This window comes from Shinella sp. (assembly GCF_049651085.1).
Classification (GTDB): Bacteria; Pseudomonadota; Alphaproteobacteria; order Rhizobiales; family Rhizobiaceae; genus Shinella.
The window spans coordinates 76,812-91,694 of record NZ_JBASBL010000007.1 but is presented as its reverse complement, the minus strand read 5'-3'; the positions used below and the strand labels follow the sequence as shown (position 1 = coordinate 91,694).

Below are 14,883 nucleotides of genomic sequence, written 5' to 3'. Positions count from 1 at the left end.
ACCTGAATCGAACGTGCCGAAGTTGGGGACAGGCAATAGCGGGACCATAGCCCCTGAAAGCCACAACCCCCGGTGCAGGGAACACCGGAGGTCGCAGCTGGAGAACAGTTTTAACGGGAAACGGCGATCTATTCGAGGCCGGCCATTCCCGAGCGTATGACGGCGCGCAGCGCGTCGATCGGCTTCAGTTCGGCCCCGTCCGCATAGTGCCAGAAGGTCCAGCCGTTGCAGGCGTCAAGCCCCTGCACCCTCGCGCCGACACGGTGGATCGAGCCTGCCTCGCTGCCCGAGGCGAGCGTGCCGTCTGCCCGCACGATGGCGCTGTGCCGACGGCGCGCATCCGTCAGCACGGTGCCCGGCTGGAGAAGGCCGCTCTCGAGCAGCGTGTTGAAGGCGACGCGCGGTTCGGCCTTCTTGCCGCTCATCACGGAAAGCGTGCCGCTGCCGAGCGGTTCGACCGCCTCGATGCGCTCGCGGGCGGCATCGATATAGGCCTGTTCACGCTCGATGCCGACGAAATGGCGGCCGAGGCGCTTGGCGACGGCGCCGGTCGTGCCGGAACCGAAGAACGGGTCGAGCACCACGTCGCCGGGCTTGGAGGACGCCATCAGGATGCGGGCAAGCAGCGCTTCCGGCTTCTGCGTCGGATGCACCTTCTTGCCGTCCGCGCCCTTCAGGCGTTCGCCGCCGTTGCAGATCGGGAACAGCCAGTCCGAGCGCATCTGCACGTCGTCATTGGCGGCCTTCATGGCATCGTAGTTGAACGTATAGCCCTTGGCCTTGGGATCGCGGGTCGCCCAGATCATCGTCTCGTGCGCGTTCTGGAAGCGGCGGCCCTTGAAGTTCGGCATCGGGTTGGTCTTGCGCCAGATGACGTCGTTGAGGATCCAGAAATTGAGATCCTGCAAGGTCGCGCCGACGCGGAAAATGTTGTGGTAGGAGCCGATGACCCAGATCGTGCCGGAGGGCTTCAGCACGCGGCGGCAGGCCAGCAGCCAGGCGCGGGTGAAGGCGTCATAGGCCTCGAAGGAGGCGAACTGGTCCCATTCGTCGTCGACGGCATCGACCAGCGACTGGTCCGGCCGGTGCAGATTGCCGCCAAGCTGGAGGTTGTACGGCGGATCGGCAAAGATGACGTCGACGGACTGGTCCGGCAGCGCCTCGAGCGCGGCGACGCAATCGCCCTTGATGATCGTGTCGAGCCAACCGCTCTTGCGGGGCGAACGGGAGACGTCTGCAAGCGAAAGAACAGATGGCATTTGATACTCGCTGATACGCTTACTGGGAACGGCGTTTGATGGTGCTTATGGTTACCGAAGATGGTTACCAAAGACTGAAGGGATTGGAGAAAAAGCGAAAACCATTCGCCAGCGGCACCAGACATTGAATTCAAGCAGCGGCGAATAGACGCCGCTCCCCGCACGTTTCCCGGGTGACAGAGCCGCATCCGGGGAACGAGGGTGGCTGCGTCTTTCGCAAAGGAGGAGGACAATCGTGCGATTGAAAGCCGTCTTCATGCTTGTGGCGGGGCTGCTTGCCGCCACCGAGGGCATCGCCGCCGACAAGACGATGATCGTGCTCGACGCTTCCGGCTCCATGTGGGGCCAGATCGGCGGACGAAGCAAGATCGAGATCGCCCGCGAGACGCTGGGCACGGTGCTGAAATCGGTGCCTTCCGGCACCGAGCTGGGCCTGATGGTCTACGGCCACCGCGAGAAGGGCTCGTGCAACGATATCGAGCTGGCCGTGCCGCCTGGCGCAGGCACGCAAGACACCATTACCGCCTTCGTCAACGGCCTCAACCCGAAGGGCAAGACGCCGCTGACGCAATCCGTCGAGCAGGCTGCCGACATCCTCAAATATACCGAGGAGAAGGCGACGGTCGTCCTGGTGACGGATGGGCTGGAGACCTGCGAGGCCGATCCCTGCGCCCTCGCCTCGGCGCTTGAAAGCAAGGGCGTCGATTTCACCACCCATGTCGTCGGCTTCGGCCTGACGGAAGAGGAAGGCAAGCAGGTCGCCTGCCTTGCGGAAAACACCGGCGGCAAATATTTCCAGGCCGCCGACGCGCCCCAGCTTGTCGCCGCGCTGACGGAGACGGTGGTGGACGCGCCGATGTCCAAGCCGAAACAGGAAGTCGTGGAAGCCGCACCCGAGCCGGAACCGGCCATCGAGTTCAACACCGAATTCGACAGCGTTCTTGCGGAAGGCGGCCCGTCGCTTGGCACGAGCGACGATGTCTTCTGGGAGATCTACAAGGCGGATGCGAACGGCGCGCCTTCCGGCGATTCCATCGAAAGCCAGTACAAGGGCGCTTTTTCCGGCAACTACCCGCCGGGCAAATATGTCGCCGTCGCGATGCTGCAACGCGCGATCAACCGCCAGGCGCCCTTCGAGGTGAAGGAAGGGGCAATCGCCAGGCCCTTCGTGAATTTCGATGCCGGCCACCTGACGATCAACCCGAAGCGCACGCCGCAGGATGCGGAGGCCGATTCCAATGCGTCGGTCGAAATCGCCTTCGGCGGCTATTCGACGACCTATTACGGCACGGCGAAATTCTATGCATCTGCCGGCGACGTGCGGCTGAGGGGCAAGATCGGGCCTTCCAGCGTCGAGGAAACCGTCGCGATCAAGGCCGGCGAGACGCTCGAGCGCGATCTGGTGATCGGCGCGGGCATCGTGCTCAACAAGGCGGTCTATGCGGAAGGCGGGCCGGAGGTCGATTCCGGCGACGTGTTCTTCGAGGTGGTCGAGGCCAGAAAGGCCATCGACGGCAAGCGCAAGAGCATCGCCTACAGCTACGGCACCGGCACGAAACTGGACGTGCCGCCCGGCGACCTCGTGATGACCGCCAAGCTCGGCTCGGCGACGGGAGAAGTTCCCTTCACCGTCAAGGCCGGCGAGATGACGGAAGTCATCGTCAACATCAATGCCGGCGTGCTGGCGATCACTGCGCCCGACGCCTCCAGCATCGAGATTCTCGACGCGAAGAAGGACATCCAGGGCAAGCAGAAGTCCATCTCCACCAGCTACGGCGCCGAGGTCCAGGATACGGTGCCGCCCGGCGACTATGTGGTTCGCGTGACATACGAGGGCGACGTGGCGCCGAAGGAGGCGAAGGCGACAGTTACGGCCGGCGAGCGCTCGGAAGTGACGGTGCAGTAGGCACCGCGAACAGCAAGCGGCCCGCCAGGAGCGGGCCGTTTCTCTTCAGGCCGCATGAAACGCCCGGCTGTCCTCCGGCGCTTCGTCGCGATCGTTGAGGCCATAGTCGCGAACGACGCTCGCAATGCGCAGCCGGTAGGCGTCGAAAACGTTGTTGCGGCCGAGGGACTGGGCGGCGCGATGCTCCTCGGTGTTGCGCCAGGCCTTCACCGCCGCCTCGTCGCGCCAGAAGGAGAGCGACAGCAGCCGCGTCTGGTCGGTCAGGCTGCGGAAGCGCTCGATGGAGATGAAGCCGTCGATGTTTTCGAGCAGCGGGCGCAGGTCCCGCGCCGTATCGAGGTAGAGGTCCATGCGGCCGGGCGCCGGCACCACTTCGAAGATCACCGCGATCATGGCGTCACCTTCGGCGCGTGCGGCAGCGAGACGTTCTTCAGGAAGATGCGGTCCTCCTTGAGGATGAAGCGCTCCTTGCGGGCGAACGCGTAGTTCTCCCGGCCCAGCGGATCGGCCGAAAGCCGGGCGCGATAGGCCTCGTAGGCAGCAAGGCTTTCGATGTTGTAGACGCCGTAGGCCATGGTGGAAGAGCCCTCGTGCGGGCCGAAATAGCCGATCAGGTCGGCGCCGCAGCGCGGGATCGCCTGTCCCCAGTTGCGGGCATAGACGGCAAAGTCGTCCTTGCGGAACGGGTCGATCTCGTAGCGGATGAAGCAGGTGATCATCGGGGTCTCCTTGTCTGACGGAGTCTTTTTCCCACATTGCCGGACGCGAATGCTTCGGTTATCATCGAACTATGAAAGAAGGACCGGACATTTCCCAGATCGGCGCGCTGATCGGTGACCCCGCCCGCGCCAACATGCTGACCGCGCTGATGGGCGGGCAGGCGCTGACCGCGACGGAACTTGCCGGTGCGGCTGGCATCACCCTGCAGACGGCAAGCTCCCACCTTTCAAGGCTGGAGGCCGGCGGGCTGGTTGCCCAGCGCAAGCAGGGCCGGCACCGCTATTTCGCGCTTGCCGACGACGAGGTGGGGCTGCTGCTCGAAAGCATCATGGGTTTTGCGGCCAGCCGCGGATTGCTGCGCACCCGGCCCGGCCCGAAGGATCCGGCGCTTCGCAAGGCGCGCGTCTGCTACAACCATCTCGCCGGAGATTTCGGCGTGCGCATGCTGGACCGGATGGTTGCCTATGGCGACGTGACGCTCGACGGCGACGACGCAACGCTGACGCCCTCCGGCGAGGCGCGCGTGGCGGCGCTTGGCATCGACGTTCCCGCCCTGAGGGCACAGCGCCGCCCCGTCTGCCGCACCTGCCTCGACTGGAGCGAGCGGCGCTCGCACCTTTCCGGCTCGCTCGGCGAGGCGATGCTGGCCCGCTTCATCAGCGACGGCTGGGCGAAACGCGAAAAGGACAGCCGCGCCATCCGCTTCACCGGCGAGGGCGAGCGGCGGTTCATGGCGCTGTTTCCCTGAAACGCAAGCCGCTGCATGGCTCTTTCCCGGAATCGGCAATTGTCGCACAGGCCCCTTTCGTGTAGGGAAGCGGCGGCTTCACGGGCGGTCACGCCCCATCATTCTCCCGCAGTTCCGGACGAAAACCGCTTCAGGCGCTTGCCGGGATTGCTTCTTTGAAAGACAGCAGGTCATGGACGGTTTCGATCTCATCATTTTCGACTGCGACGGCGTTCTGGTCGATTCGGAAATCATCGCGGCGGAAGTGGAATCGCGGCTGCTCACCGAGGCGGGCTACCCGATCGGTGTCGAGGAAATGGGCGAGCGTTTCGCCGGCATGACCTGGCACAACATCCTGCTCACCATCGAGCGCGAGGCGTCGATTCCGCTCTCCGCCTCCCTGCTCGATAAGTCGGAAAAGCTGCTCGATGCGCGGCTTGCCGAAGAGGTGCAGGTGATCGACGGCGTCAAGTCGATGCTCTCGCGCATCCGCAAGCCCTATTGCATCTGCTCGAACTCGGCTTCGCACCGCCTGGAACTGATGCTCTCGAAGGTCGGCCTCAAGGAGGTCTTCGCGCCGCATATCTATTCGGCCAAGGATCTCGGCCCGGATCGCGTCAAGCCGAAGCCGGATATCTTCCTGCACGGCGCAAAACAGTTCGACGCGGACCCGGCCCATACGCTGGTCATCGAGGATTCGGTGCATGGCATCGCCGGCGCCAAGGCCGCAGGCATGCGCGTCGTCGGCTTCACCGGCGCCTCGCACACCTATCCGTCCCACGCCGACCGCCTGACGGAAGCCGGCGCGGAAACAGTGATCTCGCGCATGAACGAACTGCCGGATGTCATCGCCGCGCTGGCGGAATGGCAGGGCGCGATCTGATTTCACGCGGGCCGCGCAAAACCATGCAGCGGCCTGCGACATGCCAAAAACAAAGGCCGCGGAAGCATCTTCCGCGGCCTTTGTCCTGCAAGGGCTTTCGGCCCCGTTATTTCTTCTTGCGCACCGCACCGTCGTCGAAGCCCACATAGACCTTGGTGAAGCCGCCCGAGCCGCCGGGAATGGCGACGCCCGTCTTCGTGAAGACGAACTGCGCCGCGCCGCCATCGGCCGGGATCGCAACCGGATGCTGCACGACCTCGGAATAGAGCGAGGTGCTGCCATCGAGAACGCTGACGCGGATCGGCACGTTGACGGAGTTTCCGCCGGCGCCCGCCGGTCCGGTCACGATACGGCCCTGCACCATGACGGTCATCACGAGCTGGTTTTCGTTCAGCACGCACTGGCGCGTCGTGTCGGCCAGCGTCACCTGATAGGCAAGGTTCTGCGGGTCGTCCTTGGCACCCTTGCCGTGGCGCTGGAGCACGGCCGTGCCGTCACGCAGGTAGACCTGCGGGCACGAACCCTGCACGACAGCGGTCTGTGTCTGCTGCTGGTGCGCGGCCTGAACGCCGGACGGATCGCTCGTCACTCCGAGATCGGCGGGCTTGTCTGTCTGGTTGCAGCCTGCGACGACGGCGAGAAGGGAAATGCCGAGAAAACGGCGGATGGTCATTCCAAACACGTTGCTTCAACCCCTGCAATCAGGCCCCGCCCCCGGCGTCCAAGCCCTTCGGAACTCGTTTTACGGGCCTTTTCACGACCCTAGGCGATGGTCTATAGCAGCGGCGTGGTGAAAAATCGATTGTCGAATGAAACCGCGCGCAGAATTTCGGAGAGGCCCGTTTTCCGCCAGGCGAACGGGCAAGACGCAATGACATTGCCACGACCTGCCGCAAGGAGACCTGCGGCGGCCGTGGCCTTTCGGATAGGGTCGGAAGGACGATGGCAGCACAGCGACCGAACGACCGGCGGACGATCCCGTCCGCAAGCCCCAACGATTTCAAGGACCTGTGAACGTGGATTATGTTTCGACGCGGGGCGAGGCCCCTTCCCTCGGCTTTTCCGATGCGCTTCTGGCGGGCCTTGCCCGCGACGGCGGCCTCTATGTGCCGCGCGAATGGCCGACCTTCTCCAAGAAGGCCATCCGGGCGCTGCGCGGAAAATCCTATGAAGAGATCGCCTTCACGGTGCTCCTGCCCTTCGTCGAGGGCGATATCCCGGCGGACAAGTTCCGGGCGATGATCGACGAAGCCTATGCCACCTTCCGCCATCCGGCCATCGCGCCGCTGGTGCAGACCGGCCCCAATTCCTTCGTCATGGAGCTGTTCCATGGCACGACGCTGGCGTTCAAGGACGTCGCGATGCAGCTGCTCGCCCGCCTGATGGACCATGCGCTTGCCGTTCGCGGCGAACGCGCCACCATCGTCGGCGCCACGTCGGGCGATACGGGCGGCGCGGCCATCGACGCCTTTGCCGGCCGCGAGCGCACCGATATCTTCATCCTCTTCCCGGAAGGCAAGGTCTCGCCGGTGCAGCAGCGCCAGATGACGACCTCCGCCGAGAAGAACGTCCACGCACTCGCCATCAAGGGCAATTTCGACGATTGCCAGGATCTCGTGAAGGCGATGTTCAACGACACGAAGTTCCGCGACCGGATGAAGCTTTCCGGCGTAAACTCGATCAACTGGGCGCGCATCATGGCCCAGATCGTCTATTATTTCACGACCTCCGTCGCGCTCGGCGGCCCGGACCGCAAGATCTCCTTCACCGTGCCGACCGGCAATTTCGGCGACATCTTCGCCGGTTATGCCGCCAAGCGCATGGGCCTGCCGATCGACAAGCTGGTCATCGCGACGAACGAGAACGACATCCTCGCCCGCACGCTGAAGACCGGCCGCTACGAGATGAAGGGCGTCAAGGCCACCACCTCGCCGTCCATGGACATCCAGATCTCCTCCAACTTCGAACGCCTGCTGTTCGAGGCCAATGACCGCGATGCAGGCGCCGTGCGCCGTGCCATGGACAGCCTCAAGCAATCGCGCGCCTTCGACATCGAGGAGCGTGCGCTGAAGGCGATCCGCAAGGAGTTCCGCGCCGGCCGCGCTTCGGAAAAACAGGTGGCGGCAACCATCCGCGACACGCTGAAGGACACGGGCTATCTGCTCGATCCGCACTCGGCGATCGGGGTCTTCGTGGCTGCAAAGCACGAGAAGGCGAACGCCCCCATGGTGACGCTCGCCACCGCGCATCCGGCGAAATTCCCCGCCGCAGTAAAATCGGCATGCGGTATTGACCCGGCGCTTCCGACGTGGCTTGCTGACCTGATGCAAAGGGAGGAGCGGTTCGACGTCCTGAGTGCGGAACTCGACGTCGTGGAAGCCTTCATCGGCAACCACTCGCGAATCCGGGGCTAGAGCATTTCCAGGAGCGTTCGCGACCGGAATTGCGTGATCACAGGGAGGCCATTTCCGTCATTCTCGAGAAGACGGAAATGCTGGAACGCAGAAAGTGCGCATGATGAAAGTTGAGTGCACCCGGCTCTCGTCCGGGTTGACCGTGGTAACGGAAAACATGCCCCATCTTGAGAGCGTGGCTCTCGGTGTATGGATCAAGTCAGGCTCACGCAACGAAACCTCGGACGAGCACGGCATCGCCCACCTGCTCGAGCACATGGCCTTCAAGGGCACGGAGCGCCGCTCCGCCCGGCAGATCGCCGAGGAAATCGAGAATGTCGGCGGCGAGGTCAACGCCGCCACCTCGACGGAAACCACCTCCTACTACGCCCGCGTCCTGAAGGACCATGTCCCGCTCGCGGTCGATATCCTCGCCGACATCCTGACGGAATCGGTCTTCGACGAGGAAGAACTGCGCCGCGAAAAGCACGTCATCCTTCAGGAAATCGGCGCTGCGAACGACACGCCGGACGACGTGGTCTTCGACAAGTTCTCCGAAGTCGCCTACCGCGACCAGATCATCGGCCGCGCGATCCTCGGCACGCCCGACAGCGTTCTTTCCTTCTCTCCCGGCGAAATCCGCAGCTATCTCGACCGCAACTACACGACGGACCGCATGTTCGTCGTCGCGGCCGGCTCGGTGAACCACGACGAATTCGTGCACCAGGTGGAGGATCGCTTCTCCAGCCTGCCGACCGCGCCGAAGATTTCGCCGGTCTTCGAGCCGGCGCGCTATACCGGCGGCGACATTCGCGAAACGCGCGATCTCATGGACGCGCAGGTCCTGCTCGGCTTCGAGGGCAAGGCCTACCACGCCCGCGATTTCTACTGTTCGCAGATCCTTGCCAACATCCTCGGCGGCGGCATGTCCTCCCGCCTGTTCCAGGAAGTGCGCGAACATCGCGGCCTCTGTTATTCGATCTATGCCTTCCACTGGGGCTTTTCCGATACCGGCATCTTCGGCATCCACGCCGCGACCGGCGGCGAGAACCTACCCGAGCTGATGCCGGTGATCTTCGACGAACTGAAGAAGTCGTCGGAAAACATCGAGCAGCAGGAAATCGAGCGCGCCCGCGCGCAGATCCGCGCCCAGCTCCTGATGGGGCAGGAAAGCCCGGCCGCCCGCGCCGGCCAGATCGCCCGCCAGATGATGCTCTACGGCCGCCCGATCCCGAACGAGGAACTAATGGAGCGCCTTCAGGGCATCACCATCGAGCGCCTGACGGACCTTGCCGGCCGCCTGTTCTTCGACACGATGCCGACCATCTCGGCAATCGGCCCGCTGGAACACCTCGTGCCGACCGGCGACATCGCCCGCTCCCTGTCACGCGCCGCCTTGCCGGAGCGCGCGGCTGGCTGAGAGCCGACGGCCTTTCCCCGACGGTCAGCCGCCGGGGAAAAAATAACACCGCCAGCAATGTCGCAATGGGAACCGTTCGTCCGTTCTTGTCTTTAGACGGGAAAGGAGACGCGACGCCCCATGACCGATCTTGTCCTCACGACCTTCGACTGGGTGCCCGAGACGCCGCGCGGCCATGTGCGTGACCTGCGCGTGCGATGGGCGCTGGAGGAAGCCGGTCTGCCCTACCGGGTGGAAAGCGTGCCCTTCCGCGATCGCAAGGCCGGGCACTATGTCCACCAGCCGTTCGGGCAGGTGCCGTGGCTGGTGGACGGCGATATCTCGATCTTCGAAACCGGCGCGATCCTGCTCCATCTTGGCGAACGCAGCGACAAGCTGATCCCCACCGACCCGCATGGCCGCGCCCTGGTCACGGAATGGACGTTTGCCGCGCTCAATTCCATCGAGATGGCGAGCGTGCCCTGGTCGATCATGATCTTCTCCGGCTTTCCCGCAGATACGCCCGCGCGCAAACCCCTCGACGCCTTTCTCAAGGCGCGGGTACAGCATATGGAACCGATCCTATTGCAGCGCGAATGGTTGGCCGGGCCCTTCTCCATCGCCGATATCCTGATGGCCGATGTGCTTCGCCTGATCGATCGGTTCGACGGGCTGGCGGAACAGCCCGCGTGCCGCGCCTACATCGCCCGCGCCACCGCCCGGCCGGCCTTCAGGAAAGCGCTTGCCGACCAGATGGCGCATTTCGCCAGGGCGGACTGACCCCCTCGCCACGATACGGCTTTTGCGATAGTCGTCGCGGCGAACGTGTGGACAGCGGAGACAGGGATGCTGAAGGTCATTGCGCAGGATTTCATTCGGCCCGAAGCGATCAGCATCGTTACGCCGCTCTATGAAGAGCTCGTGGACCTCACCCGCCGCGAACCGTTGTGCATCAGCTATGATCTCTTCACGGACCAGAAAGACCCGGGCCATTTCATCTTCATCGAAACCTGGCCCGACCGCGCAGCGCTGGACCTTCACTGCTCCACGGAGCATTTCCGCCGTCTCGTCCCGCAGATCGACGCCCACCAGCGCAAGGAGGGCACCTTCATCCTGATGGACGGTTTTGCCGCCGCGCGTTGAGCGAAGGAAAGGGAGGAAGCCCATGGAAAAAATCGCCGCCTTGCTCGAACGCGCCCAATGGGCGGAAAAGCCGGACGTCTGGAAGGGCGAATTCGAGGGAAAACGGTTCGGCACCAATGTCTCGGTCGTGTTCTACACCACGGACGAACCCGGGCGCGGGCCACCGCTCCACCGGCACCCCTATGACGAGGTCTTCATCGTGCGCGAAGGTCGTGCACTCTTTACGGTGGGCGACCAGCAGCTTGAGGCGACCGCGGGCCAGATCGTGTTCGGCCCCGCCAATGTGCCGCACAAATTCATCAATCTCGGCCCCGGCCGGCTGGAGACGACCGATCTTCACGTATCCGACGAGTTGATCCAGGAGAACCTGGAATAGCGACCGCTTCCGCCACGCGCCGCATTCTTGGGCATCATCAACCAGCCGCTATGCAATGGAAGCATGCCTCCGCTGCAAGCATATGCATTTTCCCCGGGCACGCGATTGTTTATATCATGGGCAACCCAAAGGAGTTGACCATGAACATCTTCGCAAAGCTCAAAAAGAACGTCGCCGACCGCCGTGCAATGCGCGAACTCAGCGCCCTCGACGACCGCGCCCTCCAGGATCTCGGCATTTCGCGCTCGAACATCCAGTCCGCCGTAAAGGGCCTCACGGTACTCGGCTGAACGGCCAAGCGCCGGGCATGATGACGATGGCGCGCTTTTCGACAGGCGCTTGTTCCGGTCATCTGCCATTCCACCTCGTGGTGGCTTGAAACATACCCTGCTCGTATCGAACCCGCCGCGAGGCGGGTTTTGTTTTCTGCCGGCGCACCATTTGACGATGCCGAGCCTCTCGGCATAATCTGAAGGAATGGCGCGCCACTGGCGCGTCGTGTGCGGAGGATGGAATGACACGGTCGGTTTTTCGGTTTTTGTCCCGGCAGCCCGACACCCTTGAGCTTGCCAGCGACCGGCACCTGCTGCGCCTTCCCCGCTATCAAGACTACCGCCAATGGTATTCGCTGCGCTCGGAAAGCCGCCGCTTCCTCGAACCGTGGGAACCGGCCTGGCGCAACGACGAGCTGACGGAAAGCTCCTTCCGCACCCGCGTCATCAGAAATGAACAGGAATTTTCATCCGGCCAGGCCGTGCCGCTGCTCGTCTTCACGCGTGCGGAAAACGTGCTGCTCGGCGGGCTGACCATCGGCTATATCAGGCGCGGCGCGGCGCAATGCTGCATGATCGGCTACTGGATGGGCGAGCGCCATGCCGGCCAGGGCCACATGTTCGGTGCCCTGGAACTGGCCATACCCTATATCTTTTCCAGCCTTCAGTTGCACCGTATCGAGGCAGCCTGTATTCCAGACAATACAAGAAGCATCCGTCTCCTTGAAAAGGTCGGCTTTCGGCAGGAAGGCTACCTTCGGGAGTATCTGAAGATAAACGGGGAGTGGCGCGACCACGTGATGTTCTCGCTTCTGGCGGCCGACCGGCAGTCGTAAGCGGTGCGAAGGGCGCGGCAGGACTGGGCAGTACCGAAGGACAGTGCACTTTCAATGACGTCTCCATCCGCGCCGCAAGCGTTGCATGCCAGCCGGTTGCTCGCCCTCATCCTTCTCACGGCGATGCTGCTTTTCGGCGTCTTCGCGGGCCGGGCCCTTGCCGTCGAGCCGGTGAAGATCTCCCGTGACGACACCGCGCTGGACCTGACCGCCACCACGGAAATCTACACCGGCCGCGGCGAAGCCTTCCAGGTTTCCACCGCGCCCGGCACGGACGGCATCGTGCGCCGCATCGAGGTGCGCGCCACCTCGGACGCGCATCAGGGCGACTGGGCCGTCTTCGCGCTCGCCAATGTCTCGGAAGAGCAGATCGACCGCCTGATCGTCGCGCCGCATTTCCGCCTCGTGCAATCCAAGCTCTTCTGGCCGGACCTCGGCGCCAAGCGCATCATCTCGATCACACCGAGCGAAGGCTTCGCGCTGGACCGGCAGGCGAGCGAGGAGGCGGACGTCTTCCGCATCACGCTCAACCCCGGCACGGTCGTCACCTTCGTTGCGGAACTGGCCACCCCCGAGCTGCCGCAGATCTATCTCTGGCAACCGGACGCCTACAAGGACACGGTCAACGCCTTCACGCTCTACCGCGGCATCGTGCTCGGCATCGCGGGCCTGCTGGCCGTGTTCCTCACCATCCTCTTCGTGGTGAAGGGCACATCCATGCTGCCGGCGACGGCGGCGCTTGCCTGGGCGGTGCTCGGCTATATCTGCGTCGATTTCGGTTTCCTGTCGAAGCTTATCAGCATCACGGCCGGCGACGAGCGCATATGGCGGGCGGGAACGGAAGTATCGCTTGCGGCGGGCCTCGTCGTCTTCCTCTTCACCTATCTCAACCTCAACCGCTGGCACGCGCATCTGTCCTATGCGACGCTCGCCTGGATCCTCGGCCTCGGCCTGCTGTTCGGCGTCGCGATCTACGATCCGCCGATCGCCTCGGGCATTGCCCGCCTCTCCTTCGCCCTCACGGGCACGGTCGGCATCGTGCTCATCGCCTATCTCGGATTCAACCGCTACGACCGCGCGATCCTTCTGGTGCCCGCCTGGTCGCTGATCCTCGTCTGGCTGTTTGGCGCCTGGCTGACGGTGACGGGCCAGCTCAACAACGACATCATCCAGCCCGCTCTCGGCGGCGGCCTCGTGCTTATCGTGCTTCTCATCGGCTTCACGGTCATGCAGCACGCCTTTGCCGGCGGCGCCTATAGCCAGGGCCTGTTCTCCGATCTCGAGCGCCAGTCGCTGGCGCTGACAGGCTCCGGCGATACGGTATGGGACTGGGACGTGGCTCGCGACCGCGTCGTCACCATTCCGGACATCTCCATCCAGCTCGGCCTTGCGCCCGGCGTCATGCACGGCCCGGCGCGCAACTGGCTGCCGCGCCTGCACCCGGACGACCGCGACCGTTTCCGCGCGACGCTCGACGTGCTGCTGGAGCATCGCAGGGGCCGCCTCAACCATCAGTTCCGCGTGCGCGCCGAGGACGGCCACTATCACTGGCTGTCGATCCGCGCTCGGCCGGTGCTCGGCGCCAATGGCGAGATCATCCGCTGCGTCGGCACCATCATCGACATCACCGAACAGAAGAATTCCGTCGACCGGCTGCTGCAGGACGCCCTGCACGACAACCTGACGGGCCTGCCGAACCGCCAGGTGTTCCTCGATCGCCTGCAATCGCTCCTGTCGCTCACCGCCAGCACCGAGAGCGTGCGCCCGACGGTTCTGACCATCGATATCGACCGCTACAAGCAGGTCAACGATGCGCTCGGCATTGCCGCCGGCGACAATATCCTGATCGCCCTCACCCGCCGCCTGCGCCGCCTGATGAAGCCACAGGACACGCTGGCGCGCCTCGCCGGCGACCAGTTCGGCCTCATCCTGATGTCTGAGCGCGACCCGGCCAAGGTCGCCGATTTCGCCGATGCGGTCAGCAAGGCCATCATGGTGCCGATCAATTTCGGCGGCCGCGAGATCATCCTGACGGCCTCCATCGGGCTCGTCTCCTGGGTCGACCAGCAGGAGGATGCGCTGGGGCTGCTCAACGATGCGGAACTTGCCATGTACCGGGCCAAGAAGGCCGGCGGCAACCGCGTCGAACCCTTCCGCCCTGCCTTCCGCACCTTCGGCGCCGACCGCCTCCAGATCGAGTCCGACCTTCGCCGCGCCATCGAGCGCAAGGAGCTCTCGCTCGTCTACCAGCCGATCGTGCGCCTCTCGGATGCCGAGATCGCCGGCTTCGAGGCCCTGATGCGCTGGGATCACCCCAAGCGCGGCAACATCTCGCCCACCGAATTCATCCCGATTGCGGAATGTTCGGACCTTATCAACCAGCTCGGCCTCTTCGCCTTCGACAAGGCGGCAAGCGACCTGATGGACTGGCAGCACCAGACCGGGGACCTGCCCGTCTTCGTCTCGGTCAACCTCTCCAGCGCCCAGCTGCTCAACAACGAACTCTACAACGATGTGCGCGCGGCGCTCGCCCGCACGCGCTGCGAGCCGCAGAAGATCAAGCTGGAACTCACCGAATCCGTGGTGATGGAAAACCCGGAACAGGCCCGCCTGATCCTCACCAAGCTGAAGGATATCGGCCTCGGCCTCGCGCTCGACGATTTCGGAACGGGCCATTCCTCGCTTTCCTATCTCACGCGCTTCCCCTTCGACACGATCAAGGTCGACAAGGCACTGGTGCGCGACGGTTCCGACAAGCGCACCGTGCTGCTGCGCTCCGTCGTGTCGATGGCACGCGAGCTGGACATGCAGGTCGTCGCGGAAGGTATCGAGTCGGAGGAGGACGCCATCGAGCTCGGCAATATGGGCTGCGAGTTCGGCCAGAGCTATCTCTTCGGCCCGCCGATCGGCTACGATTCGGTCCTGCGGCTGCTCAAGGAACGGTTTCCGCTGATGAAGCGGGCGTAAGG

At 64.0% G+C, this 14,883-nt stretch carries 15 protein-coding genes; 11 read left to right on the top strand and 4 right to left on the bottom strand.

Annotated elements, in window-relative coordinates:
* Positions 1–128 precede the first annotated feature (128 nt).
* Complete coding sequence (locus WA950_RS03705) at positions 129–1,259, bottom strand: site-specific DNA-methyltransferase (protein WP_424550333.1); 1,131 nt, start codon at positions 1,257–1,259, stop codon at positions 129–131.
* A gap of 235 nt (positions 1,260–1,494) precedes the next feature.
* Here WA950_RS03705 and WA950_RS03700 point away from each other — a divergent pair, with 235 nt between their 5' ends.
* Positions 1,495–3,165, top strand: coding sequence for a vWA domain-containing protein (locus WA950_RS03700; protein ID WP_424550332.1), 1,671 nt, complete (start codon positions 1,495–1,497; stop codon positions 3,163–3,165).
* Positions 3,166–3,210: 45 nt separating this feature from the next.
* Here the strand turns inward: WA950_RS03700 and WA950_RS03695 are convergent, their stop codons facing one another.
* Positions 3,211–3,558, bottom strand: coding sequence for an antibiotic biosynthesis monooxygenase family protein (locus WA950_RS03695; protein WP_424550331.1), 348 nt, complete (start codon positions 3,556–3,558; stop codon positions 3,211–3,213).
* On the bottom strand, positions 3,555–3,884 hold the full coding sequence (locus WA950_RS03690) for an NIPSNAP family protein (protein ID WP_424550330.1): 330 nt from the start codon (positions 3,882–3,884) through the stop codon (positions 3,555–3,557). The genes WA950_RS03695 and WA950_RS03690 overlap by 4 nt, the downstream gene beginning before the upstream one ends.
* Positions 3,885–3,955: 71 nt before the next feature.
* Here WA950_RS03690 and WA950_RS03685 point away from each other — a divergent pair, with 71 nt between their 5' ends.
* Complete coding sequence (locus WA950_RS03685; protein WP_424550329.1) at positions 3,956–4,633, top strand: ArsR/SmtB family transcription factor; 678 nt, start codon at positions 3,956–3,958, stop codon at positions 4,631–4,633.
* Positions 4,634–4,805: 172 nt separating this feature from the next.
* Positions 4,806–5,495: an HAD-IA family hydrolase gene (locus tag WA950_RS03680; protein ID WP_424550328.1), complete on the top strand. Its 690-nt coding sequence runs from the start codon at positions 4,806–4,808 to the stop codon at positions 5,493–5,495.
* A gap of 106 nt (positions 5,496–5,601) precedes the next feature.
* Here the strand turns inward: WA950_RS03680 and WA950_RS03675 are convergent, their stop codons facing one another.
* Complete coding sequence (locus WA950_RS03675; protein WP_424550327.1) at positions 5,602–6,168, bottom strand: hypothetical protein; 567 nt, start codon at positions 6,166–6,168, stop codon at positions 5,602–5,604.
* A gap of 343 nt (positions 6,169–6,511) precedes the next feature.
* Here WA950_RS03675 and thrC point away from each other — a divergent pair, with 343 nt between their 5' ends.
* The 8 genes from thrC (at position 6,512) to WA950_RS03635 (ending at position 14,881) form a co-directional block, all read left to right on the top strand.
* Positions 6,512–7,909, top strand: a complete 1,398-nt coding sequence (gene thrC, locus WA950_RS03670; RefSeq protein ID WP_424550326.1) for a threonine synthase — start codon at positions 6,512–6,514, stop codon at positions 7,907–7,909.
* 100 nt (positions 7,910–8,009) lie between these two features.
* Positions 8,010–9,308 (top strand): M16 family metallopeptidase, encoded by a 1,299-nt coding sequence (locus WA950_RS03665; RefSeq protein ID WP_424550325.1) that lies wholly within the window; start codon positions 8,010–8,012, stop codon positions 9,306–9,308.
* 120 nt (positions 9,309–9,428) lie between these two features.
* A complete protein-coding gene (locus WA950_RS03660; RefSeq protein WP_424550324.1) occupies positions 9,429–10,067 on the top strand; it encodes a glutathione S-transferase family protein in 639 nt (212 codons plus the stop codon).
* 66 nt (positions 10,068–10,133) lie between these two features.
* Entirely contained in the window at positions 10,134–10,430 is a 297-nt protein-coding gene (locus WA950_RS03655) for a putative quinol monooxygenase (protein WP_424550323.1), read from the top strand.
* Between the two features lie 22 nt (positions 10,431–10,452).
* A complete protein-coding gene (locus WA950_RS03650; protein WP_424550322.1) occupies positions 10,453–10,806 on the top strand; it encodes a cupin domain-containing protein in 354 nt (117 codons plus the stop codon).
* 140 nt (positions 10,807–10,946) lie between these two features.
* Complete coding sequence (locus WA950_RS03645; protein WP_424550321.1) at positions 10,947–11,096, top strand: DUF1127 domain-containing protein; 150 nt, start codon at positions 10,947–10,949, stop codon at positions 11,094–11,096.
* A 224-nt stretch (positions 11,097–11,320) separates the two neighbouring features.
* Positions 11,321–11,914 (top strand): GNAT family N-acetyltransferase, encoded by a 594-nt coding sequence (locus WA950_RS03640; protein WP_424550320.1) that lies wholly within the window; start codon positions 11,321–11,323, stop codon positions 11,912–11,914.
* A 123-nt stretch (positions 11,915–12,037) separates the two neighbouring features.
* The gene (locus tag WA950_RS03635; RefSeq protein ID WP_424550532.1) at positions 12,038–14,881 is read left to right on the top strand and encodes an EAL domain-containing protein; all 2,844 of its coding nucleotides are present in this window, start codon (positions 12,038–12,040) and stop codon (positions 14,879–14,881) included.
* The last annotated feature ends 2 nt before the right edge of the window (positions 14,882–14,883 follow it).

Bases quoted from the DNA above. Each gene is read 5' to 3' on its own strand.
- WA950_RS03690 (WP_424550330.1), bottom strand. From the start codon at position 3,884: ATGATCACCTGCTTCATCCGCTACGAGATCGACCCGTTCCGCAAGGAC.
- WA950_RS03660 (WP_424550324.1), top strand. From the start codon at position 9,429: ATGACCGATCTTGTCCTCACGACCTTCGACTGGGTGCCCGAGACGCCG.
- WA950_RS03705 (WP_424550333.1), bottom strand. From the start codon at position 1,259: ATGCCATCTGTTCTTTCGCTTGCAGACGTCTCCCGTTCGCCCCGCAAG.
- WA950_RS03680 (WP_424550328.1), top strand. From the start codon at position 4,806: ATGGACGGTTTCGATCTCATCATTTTCGACTGCGACGGCGTTCTGGTC.
- WA950_RS03665 (WP_424550325.1), top strand. From the start codon at position 8,010: ATGATGAAAGTTGAGTGCACCCGGCTCTCGTCCGGGTTGACCGTGGTA.
- WA950_RS03675 (WP_424550327.1), bottom strand. From the start codon at position 6,168: ATGACCATCCGCCGTTTTCTCGGCATTTCCCTTCTCGCCGTCGTCGCA.
- WA950_RS03645 (WP_424550321.1), top strand. From the start codon at position 10,947: ATGAACATCTTCGCAAAGCTCAAAAAGAACGTCGCCGACCGCCGTGCA.
- WA950_RS03640 (WP_424550320.1), top strand. From the start codon at position 11,321: ATGACACGGTCGGTTTTTCGGTTTTTGTCCCGGCAGCCCGACACCCTT.
- WA950_RS03650 (WP_424550322.1), top strand. From the start codon at position 10,453: ATGGAAAAAATCGCCGCCTTGCTCGAACGCGCCCAATGGGCGGAAAAG.
- WA950_RS03655 (WP_424550323.1), top strand. From the start codon at position 10,134: ATGCTGAAGGTCATTGCGCAGGATTTCATTCGGCCCGAAGCGATCAGC.
- WA950_RS03685 (WP_424550329.1), top strand. From the start codon at position 3,956: ATGAAAGAAGGACCGGACATTTCCCAGATCGGCGCGCTGATCGGTGAC.
- WA950_RS03695 (WP_424550331.1), bottom strand. From the start codon at position 3,558: ATGATCGCGGTGATCTTCGAAGTGGTGCCGGCGCCCGGCCGCATGGAC.
- WA950_RS03635 (WP_424550532.1), top strand. From the start codon at position 12,038: ATGCTGCTTTTCGGCGTCTTCGCGGGCCGGGCCCTTGCCGTCGAGCCG.